Annotated in this window: 12 protein-coding genes; 6 read left to right on the forward strand and 6 right to left on the reverse strand. The window is 65.0% G+C overall.

The genetic code is table 11. The features are described 5' to 3' along the window. Positions 1-39: 39 nt before the first annotated feature. Positions 40-309, forward strand: coding sequence for a DUF2312 domain-containing protein (locus NS365_RS16320; protein ID WP_058601359.1), 270 nt, complete (start codon positions 40-42; stop codon positions 307-309). Positions 310-400: 91 nt separating this feature from the next. Here NS365_RS16320 and NS365_RS24570 read toward each other — a convergent pair whose 3' ends face one another. Next, positions 401-559 (reverse strand): hypothetical protein, encoded by a 159-nt coding sequence (locus NS365_RS24570; protein ID WP_193753463.1) that lies wholly within the window; start codon positions 557-559, stop codon positions 401-403. A 238-nt stretch (positions 560-797) separates the two neighbouring features. Here NS365_RS24570 and NS365_RS16325 point away from each other — a divergent pair, with 238 nt between their 5' ends. The 4 genes from NS365_RS16325 to NS365_RS16340 all read left to right on the forward strand — a co-directional run bounded on the left by NS365_RS16325 (position 798) and on the right by NS365_RS16340 (position 6,229). After that, the gene (locus tag NS365_RS16325) at positions 798-1,697 is read left to right on the forward strand and encodes a bestrophin family protein (protein ID WP_058601360.1); all 900 of its coding nucleotides are present in this window, start codon (positions 798-800) and stop codon (positions 1,695-1,697) included. Between the two features lie 683 nt (positions 1,698-2,380). Further along, entirely contained in the window at positions 2,381-3,205 is an 825-nt protein-coding gene (locus NS365_RS16330; protein ID WP_058601361.1) for an outer membrane protein, read from the forward strand. Between the two features lie 195 nt (positions 3,206-3,400). Continuing rightward, positions 3,401-3,580 carry a hypothetical protein gene (locus NS365_RS16335; RefSeq protein WP_058601362.1) on the forward strand — a complete coding sequence of 60 codons (180 nt, stop codon included), beginning with the start codon at positions 3,401-3,403 and terminating at the stop codon, positions 3,578-3,580. 297 nt (positions 3,581-3,877) lie between these two features. Beyond that, a complete protein-coding gene (locus NS365_RS16340; RefSeq protein WP_244498472.1) occupies positions 3,878-6,229 on the forward strand; it encodes a putative bifunctional diguanylate cyclase/phosphodiesterase in 2,352 nt (783 codons plus the stop codon). Between the two features lie 120 nt (positions 6,230-6,349). On the opposite strand, the gene NS365_RS16345 is transcribed toward NS365_RS16340, so the two are convergent. Together NS365_RS16345 and NS365_RS16350 are read right to left on the reverse strand one after the other, a co-directional pair. Then, the gene (locus tag NS365_RS16345) at positions 6,350-8,161 is read right to left on the reverse strand and encodes an acyl-CoA thioesterase (RefSeq protein ID WP_058601363.1); all 1,812 of its coding nucleotides are present in this window, start codon (positions 8,159-8,161) and stop codon (positions 6,350-6,352) included. A 365-nt stretch (positions 8,162-8,526) separates the two neighbouring features. Next, entirely contained in the window at positions 8,527-8,946 is a 420-nt protein-coding gene (locus NS365_RS16350) for a MerR family transcriptional regulator (RefSeq protein WP_058601364.1), read from the reverse strand. A 237-nt stretch (positions 8,947-9,183) separates the two neighbouring features. Between NS365_RS16350 and NS365_RS16355 the strand changes: the two genes are divergently transcribed. Next, on the forward strand, positions 9,184-9,951 hold the full coding sequence (locus tag NS365_RS16355) for a L,D-transpeptidase (protein WP_058601365.1): 768 nt from the start codon (positions 9,184-9,186) through the stop codon (positions 9,949-9,951). A gap of 228 nt (positions 9,952-10,179) precedes the next feature. On the opposite strand, the gene NS365_RS16360 is transcribed toward NS365_RS16355, so the two are convergent. The 3 genes from NS365_RS16360 to NS365_RS16370 form a co-directional block, all read right to left on the reverse strand. Further along, positions 10,180-10,848 (reverse strand): ceramidase domain-containing protein, encoded by a 669-nt coding sequence (locus NS365_RS16360; RefSeq protein ID WP_058601366.1) that lies wholly within the window; start codon positions 10,846-10,848, stop codon positions 10,180-10,182. A gap of 37 nt (positions 10,849-10,885) precedes the next feature. Then, entirely contained in the window at positions 10,886-11,341 is a 456-nt protein-coding gene (locus tag NS365_RS16365; RefSeq protein WP_430515429.1) for a YqaA family protein, read from the reverse strand. Positions 11,342-11,438: 97 nt separating this feature from the next. Then, positions 11,439-13,619 carry a malate synthase G gene (locus tag NS365_RS16370; RefSeq protein ID WP_058601367.1) on the reverse strand — a complete coding sequence of 727 codons (2,181 nt, stop codon included), beginning with the start codon at positions 13,617-13,619 and terminating at the stop codon, positions 11,439-11,441. Positions 13,620-13,641 lie beyond the last annotated feature (22 nt).

Consider the following 13,641-nt stretch of genomic DNA (forward strand, 5'->3'; position numbering starts at 1 on the left):
CCGGCGATAGTGCACTCATTCATTCAAGAAGGAGTCACCATGTCGGACACGGTTGGGATCGGCGGAAGCCGCATCCGCTCGTTCGTGGAGCGCGTGGAACAGCTGGATCAGGAAATCCAGGATCTGATGGAAGGCAAGAAGGACGTCTTCGCCGAGGCGAAGGGCGAAGGCTTCGACGTCAAGATTCTGAAAGAAATCATCAAGCTGCGCAAGCAGGACAAGGACGAGCGCGACGAACACGAAACGCTGCTCGACCTGTATCTGCGCGCCATGGACGAGGCCCCGGCAGAGACCGCCAAGGCGGCTTGAGTCTGGCGGCGTGGTCAATTTCGACCTGCGCCCCTCGTCCAGCAAAGCCCTCCCCGCCCGCCGGCGGGGAGGGCTTTTTCATGTCGCGATGTCAGTTCTGCGAGACGGGGCGATAGTCCACCAGCGGATCGGCCTCGACCTTGGTCATGTTGGTCACGCCCAGAAACACGATGCCGCCGGCAAAGAGCAGGCTGAGGGTCAGAAGGCCGTATCGGAGGAAGCGAAGGTGAAAAGGGCTGCGGCTGCGCATGAGCGTTCATCCATGAAATCGTCAGGTCAACAATCGCGTGATGATGGCTGGGGTTCCCCGGCGGCCCGACAAATCCTTTCCATTTCGTAAAAATCCCGAGGCCGAACAGCAGGATAAGCCGACCTCAGCCGGAGGCGCCTGCCACAGGTCGAGCCCTTCATCGCCCGCCATCGCCCCTTGTTGCGGTGCAACCTCAGCCGACCCTCGTCGTTGCCCGGCTAACGACAAGGAAACGCCTATGGTCCTACCCGAATCCGCCCGCCTGCCCCGAATGCTGCGCTACATCGGCTGGCCGCTCGCCCTGCTTTTGGTCTGGGATGTCCTCGTCACGCTCGCCTATGTCTATCTGCCCCATCCCGAGTTTGAACTGCCGATCCTGCCCATGACGCTGCTGGGCTCGGCGCTGGCGCTGTTTCTCGGCTTTCGCAACAACAATGCCTACAACCGATGGTGGGAAGCCCGTACGCTTTGGGGCGCCATGGTCAACGCCTCGCGCTCCTATGGCCGGGCGGTGATCCACCTGATCGACAAGAGGCCGGAAAGCCACGACCTGCGCCATGCGCTCGTTATGCGGCAGGTCGCCTATGTCAACGCATTGCGCTGCCATCTGCGCCGTCAGCCCGCGCTCGAGGAAATCCGTCCCTTTCTGGGGGAAGGCGAGGCCGAGGGGCTGAAATCCGTCGCCAATGTGCCCAATGTCATCCTCAACGAAACGGCCGCACTCCTGTCGGACGCGATGCGCCAGGGCTGGATGGACTCGATCCGCCGCACCCAGATCGAGCAGTTGCTGGTCGATATGAGCAATGCCCAAGGGGGCATGGAGCGGATCAAGAACACGCCGCTGCCGCGTGAATACGCCTATTTCCCGACGCTTTTCGTGCAGGTCTTCTGCATTCTGCTGCCGGTCGGCCTTGTCGACAGTTTGGGCATCTACACGCCGCTCGCCTCCACCATCGTCGGATTCATGATGCTGGCCATGGACCGGATCGGCGGCGATCTGCAGGATCCGTTCGAGAACCGCGCCCACGACGTGCCGCTGACCTCGATCTGCCGCACGATCCAGATCGATCTGGAGCAATTGTGCGGCGAGCCGGACGTGCCGCCGCCCGTGCGCCCGGTTAACCATGTGCTTTGGTAGGATCAATGGTAGGGCGCGCGGAAAGCTTTCGTTAACCGCGCGCATGGTTTCTGAAACCTTCCGATACGAGCGAAGGTTCGAGCCATGGATATCGTCACGACCCTGTTCTCCTTCATCCTGACCATGGGCGGCTTCGCGGTGCTCGTCTCCGTCGCGCTTCAGCTTTCGGGCGACAAGAGCCCCAAGCCGCGCAACGCGCGCTGATATCGGGCGCTCCATCCGCCATCAGCTGAGCGGGCTCTGCTCGCGGACCATTCCTTTGCAAAGCTCGCGTCCCGTTGTGGGAGCGGGCTTTTCGTGTTGTTGCGATCCACCGCATTGCAACCACAAGCTTCAAGACACTTTCGCGCCCGCGACAAACTCATCTCACGAAACCGTTATAGCGGCGTATTCTCTCGTAGAATCCCGAGAGACAAACCCGGCAAATCCGGCCTTTTCACCCTCCTGACCGCATCAAACTGACAGGTTGTCGCAGTCATCATCCAAGGATTGACGCGACAATACACGTCACTCTCCTGCAACACTTAGAAAATGCCCACAAGCAGCCTCTTGAGCGGGGAAGATAAGCTGTCATCTTGAAGCACAACGGCACGAGCAGCCAGGGAGATTTCGAGCTTCCCTGACGCCCATGCCCCTCTGACACGAGAGGCCGAAAGAGCCTCCCCGCAACTGGAGCCTGTGCCATGAAGACCATCGCCCTCCTTCTCGCTTCCGCCGCCACGCTCGGCCTCGCCTCGCAGGCTCTGGCCGCCGACGTCGTGTATCAGGAGCCGGCCGCGCCCATCGCCGTCGCGCCCGTCGTCAACTGGACCGGCCTCTATCTCGGCGTCCAAGGCGGCGGCGCGTTCAACCCGGACAATGGCGACAATCTCGCCATCGTGCCGAACTTCACCGGCGCCGGCGCGACTTTCCTGACCAACGCCTTCGGCTCGAACTTCTCGACCGAATTCCAGTCGAGCTTCATCGGCGGCGCGCATATCGGCTACGACTATCAGGCCGGCAACTTCGTGGTCGGCGCTCTGGCCGACATCAACGCGCTCGACATCGCCCAGCGCGCCAGCGCCTTCTCCAACACGCCGGCCGTCTACACCGCCGAGCGCAGCCTCGACTATCTCGTGACCGGCCGCCTGCGCGCGGGTTACCTCGTCACCGAAAGCGCGCTGCTCTACGCCACGGGCGGCTTCGCCTATGGCGAGGTGGACTACCGCTTCGGCACCAACAGCCCGGCCGTCACCGCCGCCTTCCCGGCTCTCGTCAACACGAACGAGGACGAGTGGGGTTACTCGGTCGGCGGCGGCATGGAAGTGAAGGTGACGCAGAACATCTCCTTCGGCGCCGAATATCTCTACACCAATCTCGGTGACAGCGGCTCCTTCACGCGCCTGAACGGCGGCCCGTTCGACGGCGCGGCCGCAGCCGTGGTGCCCGGCCAGTTCACCGATTTCCGGAGCCAGGGCGACTTCGACTTCCACACCGTGACGGCGAAGCTCTCCTACCGCTTCAACTGATACGGCGGGGATCGCGCTCCCCACACGATCCCCTTCGAAAGGCTCGCCCGGCGAAAGCCGTGGCGGGCCTTTTCGTGTTGTCACAGAGCGTTGATGCGGCGCGCGGCGATGGCGCGCAGGACCCTTGCGCACCGAAGGACTTTTCAAACCGCTCTCTGGCTATAAGTCAGTCTCCACAGGGGTCGGAGGGGATACATGGCATCGGACGAAGATCCGATCATCACGGTGCTTCGTTTGTCGGAAGAGACGGACGATCCGGACGAGCTGACACAGCTCTTCCGTGAGACGCATCCCGACCTGCCGCATCAGGCCTTTCTCGACGCCTGCATGGTGGCGCTCGACATTATCGGCTCGCGCCCCACGCGCCTTCACTGACCGGCCCCGACGCGATACGTTGGTTCACGGCCTCACGCGCCTTTCTGCCCCAGGGCATCGGCGAGCTAGAATGAACGCATTTCGTTACCTGCCGTTAAGAGAGCATTCAGTACGATTTAGGGGTGTCCACCTTACCAGTCGTCCAAGCGTTGCCTCGCGCGTTAGACCTCTGCAATTGAAAGGCCGCCGATGCGGTCCCGATCCGGTTTGGTTCCTCTTGCATCAAACAGACGGGACGCGAAGGCGAGCGAGACACGAGGCTGCACAGCTCCCCAAAAGCGTGCGGAGTGGACACCAATGAACCGATTGGACTGGATGACCCCGTTCCGGCGGCTCGCTGCGTTTCTGATCGATTTCGATCCGCGCGACGCGCGCGACGGCCCCCTGCCCGACAGCGTGCAGACCGAGCGCGTGGATTTCGCGCTGCGCCTGGCACCGCTGACGGCCATCACGGCCTTCATGGTTGTTCAGGTCATCATCGTTCTCTATTGGCGCAGCGGCTATGGGGTCTATCTCCTCGGCCTTCAGATCGGCAGCGTCGCGCTGGCCATCCTGACGCTGGAGAGTTGCTGGTGCTGGCGCGGGCGCGGCGACGCGCAGCCCATCACCCATCGGTTTCGCCAGGCGATGACGGCGACGGCGCTTCTGGCCGGCCTGCTTCTGGCATCCGTGCCGGTGGTGCTCTTCGCGCAAAGCGACATGCAGGGCCGGCTTCTCATCGCCTCCACCTGTGCCGGGCTGATCGCGACGGGCATGTGTCTGGCCACCGTGCCGCGCGCCTCGATGGCCTATGTCGGCCCGATCGTCTGCGGCTCGTTCCTGGCGCTCGCCATGACGGGCGAGCCGGTCAATCTCTATGTCGCCGTTCTCCTGGCCTTCTACGCGCTCTTCATCTTCACGGCGATGTTCCATCTGCGCCGCCTCGTGACCAAGCGCGTCCTCACTCAAATCGAACTGACGCGCCAGCAGGAGCTGACCAATCTCCTGCTCAACGATTTCGAGGCTCATGCCAGCGACTGGCTTTGGGAAACCGACGCCGAGTTGCGGATGCAGCATGTCTCGCCCCGGCTGGCGGAAGTGCTGGACCTCCCCGTAAGCGTCCTGCACGGGCTGACCATGGCGCGCCTGTTCGGCGCGGCGGGCGCAAACCCGCAGGAAAAGGAGCTGGCGGCCCTGTTCCAGACCATGGCCGACAAGCGCGAGTTCCATGGCGTCGCGATCCGCCTGCGCTTTTCGGGCGAAGAGCGCTGGTGGAGCCTCAGCGGCAAGCCGATCGAGGACGAGGACGGCGCATTTGCGGGCTATCGGGGCGTGGGCTCCGATATCACGGCGCAGCGGCGCTCGCAGGAGCATCTCTCCTATCTCGCCACGCACGACCCACTCACAGACCTTCCGAACCGCGCCCTGTTTCAGCAGACGCTGGACACCTATAGGGCGCGCGGCGAGTCGAGCGGATTCGCGGTCATGTGCCTCGATCTCGACGAGTTCAAGAACGCCAACGACACGTTCGGCCATGCGGTGGGCGACGCGCTGCTGCGGGAAGTGGCGAACCGGTTGCGCAGCTTCGTCGGACCCCACACATTCGTCGCGCGGCTCGCGGGCGACGAGTTCATGGTGCTTTACGACAATGGCGACCGTCGGACCGTCGCGCGGCTGGCCGAGCGCATCCTCGCCACCATCGCCCGGCCCTGCCGTCTGGGCGACATTCATCTGGGCATCGGCGTCAGCATCGGCATCGCGGTCTCGCCTTGCGACGGCGGGGAGGATCTGGTGCGGCGCGCCGATCTCGCGCTCTACCGAACGAAGAGCGAGGGCCGCAACGGCTATCGTTTCTACGAGGCCGAGATGGACGAGCGCCTCGTTCGCCAGCGCGCCTTGGCGGCGGACCTGCGCGGGGCGCTGGAGCGGGGCGAGTTCCAGCTCCACTACCAGCCGCAGGTCCACGCCCGCTCCGGCGCGATCTGCGGTTTCGAGGCGCTTTTGCGCTGGAACCATCCCAAGCGCGGCGAGGTGCCGCCTTCGGAGTTCATTCCGATCGCCGAGGAAACGGGCGTCATCATGCCTCTCGGAAATTGGGCGCTGCGCGAGGCCTGTCGCACGGCCGCCAACTGGCCCGAGGAGATCGGCATCGCGGTCAACCTCTCGCCCATCCAGCTGCGCCATACCGACGTGCCGAAACACGTGGAAGACGCGCTCCAGACATTCGGCCTATCGCCTGCGAGGCTGGAACTGGAGATCACCGAATCGGTGCTTCTGGAGGCGGCCGCTCAGGTCAACACCAAGCTGGCGCGCCTGCGCGCGCTGGGCGTGCGCCTGGCGTTGGACGATTTCGGCACCGGCTATTCCAGTCTGGCCTATCTGCGCCGCATCGCCTTCGACAAGCTCAAGATCGACCGCAGCTTCGTCACCGATCTCAATGGCGAGGGGGCGGACATGCCCATCGTGCGCTCCATCGTCTCGCTCGCCAAGGCGCTGGGCATGGTGGTGATCGCGGAAGGGGTCGAGTTCAAGGAGCAGCAGGCCTGCCTCGTCGATCTCGGTTGCGACGAATGCCAGGGCTTCCTGTTCGGCCGCGCCATGACGGCGGACGCCGCCAACGCTCTGGTGCGCCCGGCTTTCCCCGCACCCGATCTGCGGTTGGTGAGCTGACGAAGAGGCCCGCCGACGGAGGCCTCGCCAAGCGTCAACGCTGACACAAGCGTCAACGCTGACCCCAAGCGTCAACGCTGCCCCGAGCGTCAACGCTGACTGAGCCTTCGCAGGAAGCGCCTAGAGCGCTTCCGACAGGCTGGCCGCCCCTGCCCCCCGGGCATTCAGGCCGGAGGTCTTCGGCCAATAGGGCAGGAAGCCTCGAATGATGCTGGAAGGAATGTCGAGCGGACGATAATCCTTCGTGTCCACGAACATCAGCGACTGCGAGCCCCGGCCGAGAAGTCCTTGGTTCTCGCTATGAATCTCGTGCGCGAGGGTAACGAATTTGCGATTGTGCGTTTCGATGCGGATGCGCACGATGATGGGCTCGAACTCCTGCGCCTCGCGGCGGAAATCGTGCTGGAACGAGCGCGTCAGCACATAGAACGAGGTCGAGGCGAGATCGAACTCGGGCATGCACTGGTTGAAGAACAGCTCCCGCGCCTTGCCCACCCAGCGCATGTAATTGGCGAAATAGACATTCCCGACCGAATTGGTGTCGTCGTAGGTCGGCACCATGCGCATCACGAACCAGTCGCCATCGAAGCCATGCGCGGCCGAAAGCTCGGCGACTTTGCCCGCAGGCGCAAGCGGCGCGAGCTGAACCGGTTGGTTTGCCGGCTCCGAAGGCGCGTCCGGCTTGCTCGGCTGTGTTTCAGGCTCGCCGGGCTGCAACAGCATGGGCAGCGCGCCGATCAGCGCGACAAGCGCCGAGAGCCCGAGAAGGCTGGGCACCGGCCCGGCATAGCCGATCACGAAGAGCAGCATGGAGGCGAAGCCGATCAGATAGCACAGGACGCTGTCGTAGCGCCCGCGACGCCCCAGCACCCGCGCCAGAAGACAGGCCGCCGGCCCCGCAAGAAGCGTGGCGAAGGGCATCATGAGATAGATCATCGGGAGTTGCGCCTGCACCGCCACGGCGGCAAGAGCGACGGCCAGCGCCAGAACCCAGAGCGGCGAGGCGACGAGCGAGGCCGGCACGATGGCCAGAAGCGGGCTGCTGCTGCGCGCCGTCACCCCGGCCAGAAGCCAGCGGAGCGCGGCGTAAGCGCCGTCCACCGTCGATAGGAGCGCGATCGACGCCCAGACCAGAAAGGCGCTGCCGGCGAGCCCCCCACTCCGTTCGGCCAGCGCGCCCGCCACCGAGGCCGGCTCCCAGAACCCGGAAGACGCCGCTGGCGGCGTCACCATCCCGGCCGCGACCGCGAGCCCGGCATTGAGAAGCAGAAGCCCGAAGAACAGGGCCGCCCCCAGACCGTAAGCCAGCCTCACCGAGCCGCCGGCCTTGCGGATTTCCACCGCGCGCTGCCATTGCTGCACATCGGTCCAGGGTCCGAGAAGAAAACCCACCAGCGTCGGCAGGACGAGACCGAAGAAGCGGCCATCCAGCCCGTTGATCGCCCCGAGAAGCGGCTGACCTCCCCCTCGCAGCGTGACGAGGGCGACCAGCGCCGCGCCGACACCCAGCGGGAGGTAGAGGGCATGAAGGCGTCGGATCATGCCGATCGAAACGGCGTGGCCGATGGCGCAAGCGGCCAGAACCACGAGCCCCGCCAGAAGCGCCATGGCCGGAACTCCGCCCAGCGGCGCGAGATAGGCGACGAAGGCCTGAAGGCTCACCGCGACGGCGGCGATCTGGGCCAGAAGGAAAAGGCCGGTGAACGGCCCTTGAAGGCGGGGCCAGAGCATTGCTGGATCGCGCCCCGTCCGGCCTAGAACCCACCCGAACAGAAAGAAGCCCAAGGCGTTGGCGAGCGCGAAGGCGAAGAACCCCGTCCAGCCATAGGTTCGCGTCACATGGATCGCGTAGAAGAAGCCGAGCCCCCAGAACCAGGACAAGGCAATCGTCGGAACCCAACCGAGAGACGTACGGAGGGCGGAATGGGGCATGATATTCGCCTTGGACGCGTAAATTCTGAATCAAAACGTCCGCGTTTGGAGGCATTTCGTCAATGATTTTTGATCAGCCATCCAGATAAATTTTCACCCGATTGGGTGAGCACCCGGCGCGCGCCACAATAACACGAGCGATCCTTTATTGTGCGGTTGAAATAGAACGCCCTCCGCATCAATAATTCCAGATAGATGACCGCATCGTCGCCATCGCGCCTGCGCAAACAAGCATCGTCACGGTGAGAAAACAGGCAGGTTCCCGCACCCACAACCTGAGAGCACAGCCCTGATCGATCTTCGCCTAGCCCGTGAGACAAGACCCACTTTGGTCGAGCCGGTTTGGCCGTTGGTCGGCCTGCCTCTCAGACCCCTGTCAAACGCGTGGGCAGGCGAATGCGCTCACCGCTGATCTCGTCCAGAATCGGACAATCGGGACCTCGTCCCTTTTCGCAATCCTGCGTCAGGGAGGCGAGCGAACGTTTAAGGGTCTGAAGTTCCTCGATCTTGCGGTCGATCTCGATCAGGCGCCGACTGGCGAGCCGGCGAACCTCGTCGCGCTGGCTCCCCTCCCCGCCATAGAGCGCCAGCAGCTTGCGCGCCTCGTCGATCGAAAAGCCGAGCGAGCGGGAGCGCTGGAGAAAGCGCAGGACATGCACGTCGCGCTCGCCATAGTCGCGATAGCCGTTGGCCGCGCGGGCGGGCCGCACGAGACCCACATCCTCGTAATAGCGTATGGTTTTCGGCGGCAGGCCGGACCGCCGCGAAGCCTCCCCGATATTCATCCGAACCCCCGGAGTGTTACCCTGTATCCACAGGATCGGCACAGACATGTCGCCGCCCTGTGGATCGTCAACTGTGCTCGCACCGCAACAATGAATTCTTAACCACGCACCGGTCTAATCTTCACGTTGCCAGACATGGGTCGGAGGCGTACGGATCGGGCACCCTCAATGGGATTGCTTGTCCGGGGCTTGCGACATGATCTGCCCGCCCGCCCCGCAGCCTGCACCGGACGTTTCATGAAGACCCGCTCGAATCCGCTTCTCCTCGGCGTTTGCCTCGCCGCCATGGCTGCCCTCGGTGCCTGCACGACCACGCAGCAGCAGCGTGCCTCCATCGTCAAAGTCGCGCCTATGGCCCAGGCCTATGTCGCACCGACGGAAGAGATCAAGTCGGGCGGTCCGCTCGGCCCGGTCGAGTTGACGGCCTATGATTCCTTCGAGGATGGCGGCTTCAAGCTTCCGAAGATCCCGGCGAACAAGATCAACGCACAGTTCCTGCGCCAGCGCGTGGTCTACAATGGCGAAGGGCTGGAGCCCGGCACCGTCGTCGTCGACACGAACAACCACTTCCTCTACGTGGTCGAGCCGCAGGGCACCGCGATGCGCTACGGCATCGGCGTCGGCAAGGCCGGTTTTGCCTGGTCCGGCGAAGCGCAGATCAAGGACAAGCAGCACTGGCCGAAGTGGTTTCCGCCGGTCGAGATGATTGCGCGCCGCCCCGAACTCAAGCCTTACGGCAATGAGGTCGGCATGAATCCGGGCCTCAACAACCCGCTCGGCGCGCGCGCTCTGTATCTCTACCAGGGCAAGAAGGACACGCTGTTCCGTCTGCACGGCACGCCGGAATGGTGGTCGATCGGCAAGTCGGTCTCGTCGGGCTGCATCCGCCTGATGAACCAGGACATCGTCGATCTCTACGACCGCGTTCCGATGAATGCCCGCGTGATCGTGCTCCAGGGCAAGGAAACGCTGGAAGATCACCGCCGCGCGGCACCGCAGAGCTAAACAGTTTCAAGAGCGGGGGACCGCTCCGGCCGGGCGCTTCGGGGGAAGCGCCCGGCCTTTTTTATGCGCTCTCGACTGGTCTCGGAGCCCGTCTTGCCCGACGCGCCGGGCTGTTCAGGCTACGGTTCCCCTTGCTGACGCGGGTCTCGCGCTCGGGGGCAGCGGACGGCGTTTCCGCTGCCCGCGCCGCAGCCGGCCTCCTCTGGGCGCGAAGGCTTGCAAGCCGAATCACGCTGGGTTTTGCGCCGTCGCGCGGCCCTCATACGCCATCCCAACACGCAGGCAGAGCGCAAGCGTGACCGCGTTCAGCCCATGCCATAGGAAGTGCGCGCCCAGGGGCCAAGAGGGGCAGACCGCCCCGTCCGCCATGCGGAAGAGAAGCGAGAGCGTGAAGACCGCGCCCGCGCCCAGGAGCCCACGCCCCGCCGCCTTTCGGCCGATCCCCATCAACCAGAGCGCCATACCGTAGAGCGCCAGAAGCGCCGGCAGATAGGCTTCCGACGATCCGAGAAGCGGCTCTGCCAAGGGTGCCACGAACTGGTCGAAGGCGACAAAGGCGAGAAGCCCCAGCAGCGTCAGCGGCCAGGACAGGCCGATGAGCCGCCGCAGCGCCAGCGTGAAAAAGCCGAAGATGAAGAGCGCGATGGGCAGGACATCGGCCAGAGCCGACCAGCGGTTGGCAAAGGTGTGAAACAGGAAGGAGCCGACACCGATCACGCCGACGAGCCCGATCAGAACCAGCGTGGCCCGGTCGCCCCCGCCCCTCGCCCGCCAGCGCCGGAAGGCCCAGAGCGCGGCCAGAAGAAAGGCGAGATTGGTCAGCGCGTTGACGGGCTCCGACCAGAAAGCCGCGCTGGTCCGCTCGCAATAGGCGTCGATCGGGGTGGTCCAGTCCATGCCGCCTCCTTTCAGGGGGACGACGGGTGCCGAGCGGTCAACCGCCCCAGAGGCCCAGCGTCGCCAAGGCCAGAACCACATAGCGCGCGCCCTTGCCCAGCGCCACGAGCGGCACGAACCAGCGCAGCGGCACGTGCAGAAGCCCGGCGATCACGGTCAGCGCGTCGCCCACGACCGGCAGCCAGGTGAAGAGAAGCGAAGGCAGGCCGAATCGCGTGAACCAACGCTCGGCCCGCGCCAGTTGCGGACCATCGGCCGGAAACCAGCTTCGGCCCCGGTAATGCGCGAGCGAGCGCCCGCAGAGCCAATTCACCACCGCGCCCAGCGTGTTGCCGGCGGTCGCCACCAGCACGAGGGCTATGGGCTGCCCCGTTCCGCTCGCCAGAAGCCCCACCAACACCGCCTCGGACGAAGCCGGAAACAGCGTTGCCGCGATGAAGGCGGAGGAAAAGAGCGCCAGATAGGGCCAGACTTCGGTGATCATCGCGGACATGGGGCGTGGCCGGACAGGACAAGACCCGGCGGGGGCGAGAGGCCGCCGGCCGGGTCTTGGCGAAATGTAGGAGCCGGGCGGGAGGCCCGGCCAGGGATCAGGCGCGGCGCGCCTCGGCCTTCTTTTCGAGGCGGCGGCGATGCAGGACGGGCTCGGTATAGCCGTTCGGCTGCTCGCGCCCCTTCAGCACGAGATCGAGCGCGGCCTGGAAGGCGATGGAGCCGTCGAAATTCGGCGCCATCGGCTGGTAGGCCGGATCGCCCGCGTTCTGCTTGTCCACGACGGCCGCCATGCGCTGCATGGTCTCGACCACCTGGGCCTCGCTCACGACGCCGTGCAGCAGCCAGTTGGCGATGTGCTGCGAGGAGATGCGGCAGGTCGCCCGGTCTTCCATTAGGCCGACATTGTTGATGTCGGGCACCTTGGAGCAGCCGACGCCGGCATCCACCCAGCGCACGACATAGCCTAGAATCCCCTGCGCATTGTTGTCGAGTTCGGCCTGCACGTCCTCCGGCGTCCAGTTCGGGCGCACGGCGACGGGAATGGTCAGGATGTCGGTGAGCTGAGTGCGCGGATGGCCCTCCAGCTTGCTCTGCACCTCGGAGACATCCACCTCGTGATAATGCGTGGCGTGAAGGGTCGCGGCCGTGGGCGACGGCACCCAGGCCGTGTTCGCGCCCGCCTTGGGATGGCCGACCTTCTGCTCCAGCATCGCGGCCATCTTGTCTGGCATGGCCCACATGCCCTTGCCGATCTGCGCATGGCCCTTGAGGCCGCAGGCGAGGCCCGTGTCGACGTTGCGGTCCTCATAGGCCTTGATCCAGGTGGAGGCCTTCATGTCCCCCTTGCGGATCATCGGCCCGAGTTCCATCGACGTGTGCATCTCGTCGCCGGTGCGGTCGAGGAAGCCGGTGTTGATGAAGACGACGCGCTTGCGGGCACGGCGGATGCATTCCTTGAGGTTGGCCGTGGTGCGGCGCTCCTCGTCCATGATGCCCATCTTGACCGTGTTGGGCTGGAGGCCGAGCGCGGCCTCGACGCGGGCGAAGATCTCGTCGGCGAACTCCACCTCGTCCGGCCCGTGCATCTTGGGCTTGACGATATAGACCGAGCCGGCGCGCGAGTTGCGCAGCCCTTCGGTCTTCTTCAAGTCGTGCAGGGCGATGGTCACGGTGAAGAGCGCGTCGAGCAGCCCTTCGGGGGCTTCCGAGCCGTCGGGCAGAAGCACGGCGGGGTTGGTCATGAGGTGGCCGACATTGCGCACCAGCATGAGCGAGCGGCCGGGCAGCGTCAGCGCGGAGCCATCGGGCGCGGTATAGGCGCGGTCGTCCTCGAGGCGGCGGGTGACGGTCTCGCCGCCCTTCTGGAAGGTCTCCTGAAGGTCGCCCTTCATCAGGCCCAGCCAGTTGCGATAGACGGCCGCCTTGTCTTCGGCGTCCACGGCGGCGACGGAATCCTCGCAGTCCTGGATCGTCGTGATCGCGCTTTCGAGGATGACATCGCTGATCCCGGCGTGATCGGTCTTGCCGATCGGCGAGGTCCGGTCGATGACGATTTCGAGATAGAGGCCATTGTTGTTGAAGAGCAGCGCGGTCGGCTGGCCGACCTCGCCGCGATAGCCGGCGAACTGCTGCGGCTCGGCCAGCGGCACGAGGCGCGCGTCGCCCAGACGCGCGCAAAGCCGGCCATTCTCGATCTCGAAGCTCTTGGCATCGGTCCAGGACGCGCCGTTCAGCGGCACGGCGCGGTCGAGGAACGCGCGCGCCCAGGCCACCACCTTCGCGCCGCGCTTGGCATTGTAGCCGCGCCCGCGCTCGGCGCCATCCTCTTCGGAGATGGCGTCCGTGCCGTAGAGCGCGTCATAGAGCGAGCCCCAGCGCGCGTTCGCCGCGTTCAGCGCGAAGCGGGCATTGAGAACGGGCACGACGAGCTGCGGGCCGGCCTTGGTCGCGATCTCGGGATCGACATTCTCCGTCTCGACCGAGAAGGCCGGGCCTTCGGGCACGAGATAGCCGATCTCGCGCAGGAAGCTTTCGGCCTCCGCGCCGTCCACCGCCGCGCCCTTATGCTCGCGGCACCAGGCGTCGATCTGGAGTTGAAGCGCGTCGCGGCGCGCCAGAAGCTCGCGATTGCGCGGGGTCAGGTCGGTCAGAAGATCGGCAAGGGCCTGCCAGAAGCGGTCGGGCTCAATGCCGGTGCCGGGCAGCGCCTCGGTCTCGGCGAACTCCTTGAGGATGGACGAAACCTTCAGGCCATGAAGCTCGACATAATCGCTCATACGGCGCTCCCCTCGCATGCGT

Source organism: Aureimonas ureilytica (assembly GCF_001475935.1).
In the GTDB taxonomy this organism is placed as follows: domain Bacteria; phylum Pseudomonadota; class Alphaproteobacteria; order Rhizobiales; family Rhizobiaceae; genus Aureimonas; species Aureimonas ureilytica_A.

Excerpts from the sequence above, each read along its gene's own strand:
- NS365_RS16330 (WP_058601361.1), top strand. The coding sequence starts at position 2,381 with ATGAAGACCATCGCCCTCCTTCTCGCTTCCGCCGCCACGCTCGGCCTC.
- NS365_RS16365 (WP_430515429.1), bottom strand. The coding sequence starts at position 11,341 with ATGTCCGCGATGATCACCGAAGTCTGGCCCTATCTGGCGCTCTTTTCC.
- NS365_RS16325 (WP_058601360.1), top strand. The coding sequence starts at position 798 with ATGGTCCTACCCGAATCCGCCCGCCTGCCCCGAATGCTGCGCTACATC.
- NS365_RS16340 (WP_244498472.1), top strand. The coding sequence starts at position 3,878 with ATGAACCGATTGGACTGGATGACCCCGTTCCGGCGGCTCGCTGCGTTT.
- NS365_RS16360 (WP_058601366.1), bottom strand. The coding sequence starts at position 10,848 with ATGGACTGGACCACCCCGATCGACGCCTATTGCGAGCGGACCAGCGCG.
- NS365_RS16370 (WP_058601367.1), bottom strand. The coding sequence starts at position 13,619 with ATGAGCGATTATGTCGAGCTTCATGGCCTGAAGGTTTCGTCCATCCTC.
- NS365_RS16320 (WP_058601359.1), top strand. The coding sequence starts at position 40 with ATGTCGGACACGGTTGGGATCGGCGGAAGCCGCATCCGCTCGTTCGTG.
- NS365_RS16350 (WP_058601364.1), bottom strand. The coding sequence starts at position 8,946 with ATGAATATCGGGGAGGCTTCGCGGCGGTCCGGCCTGCCGCCGAAAACC.
- NS365_RS16355 (WP_058601365.1), top strand. The coding sequence starts at position 9,184 with ATGAAGACCCGCTCGAATCCGCTTCTCCTCGGCGTTTGCCTCGCCGCC.
- NS365_RS16335 (WP_058601362.1), top strand. The coding sequence starts at position 3,401 with ATGGCATCGGACGAAGATCCGATCATCACGGTGCTTCGTTTGTCGGAA.
- NS365_RS24570 (WP_193753463.1), bottom strand. The coding sequence starts at position 559 with ATGCGCAGCCGCAGCCCTTTTCACCTTCGCTTCCTCCGATACGGCCTT.
- NS365_RS16345 (WP_058601363.1), bottom strand. The coding sequence starts at position 8,161 with ATGCCCCATTCCGCCCTCCGTACGTCTCTCGGTTGGGTTCCGACGATT.